This is a genomic window from Neorhizobium phenanthreniclasticum (assembly GCF_040066075.1).
GTDB classification, from domain to species: Bacteria; Pseudomonadota; Alphaproteobacteria; order Rhizobiales; family Rhizobiaceae; genus Neorhizobium; species Neorhizobium petrolearium.
This window is the reverse complement of sequence record NZ_JBEAAL010000100.1, coordinates 1-670: the sequence shown is the minus strand read 5'-3', so window position 1 is coordinate 670 and position 670 is coordinate 1. Positions and strand designations below refer to the sequence as shown.

At 62.2% G+C, this 670-nt stretch carries 1 protein-coding gene; it reads right to left on the bottom strand.

Going from position 1 to position 670, the window contains the following annotated elements; genetic code table 11:
• Positions 1-670: enoyl-CoA hydratase/isomerase family protein (locus ABK249_RS33895; RefSeq protein ID WP_348864938.1), on the bottom strand; the 670-nt coding region annotated here is incomplete at both ends.

Sequence of the window (670 nt, the reverse complement as noted above, 5' to 3'; positions counted from 1 at the left end):
GAAGTTTGGCGTCCGTTTTTCGATGAAGGCGGTGATGCCTTCCTGCGCGTCCTTTGACTGGAAGGCGAGGGTTGAGATCTCGGCTTCGATCTTCAACCCGTCTTGCAATGTGGTCGACAGAGCACGCTGGACGGCCTCCCGCGCATAACCGAGGGCAACCAGGCTGAATTTGGAAAACTCACGGGCGAAGGCAAAGGCTTCCGCCAGGCGGTTGTCCTCGCTGACGAGACGATGGATGAGACCGATGGCCTGCGCCTCTTCCGCGCGAACGGTTCGCCCGGTCATGATCATCTCCAACGCTCTCGCCTCGCCGACGATGCGCGGTAGACGCTGCGTGCCGCCGTAGCCGGGCATCAGGCCGAGCTTGATTTCCGGAAGTGCAACGGCTGCGCGCGGCGTCGCCAGCCGGAAGGTGGAGGCGAGCGCGAGTTCGAGGCCACCGCCGAAGGCATAACCGTTGATCAGCGCAACCGAGGGAACACGCAGTTGGTCAAGCTTGGCAAAAGTCGACTGGCCGCGCTCGGCCTTGCGCTTCTTCGAGATGAGATCGATACCGACCATCTCCTTGACGTCAGCGCCCGCGCAGAAGGCCTTTTCACCCGCTCCCGTAATGATGAGCGCACGCACATCCATCCGCTCGACCGCGTCGATCGCATCCGATATCTCGCCG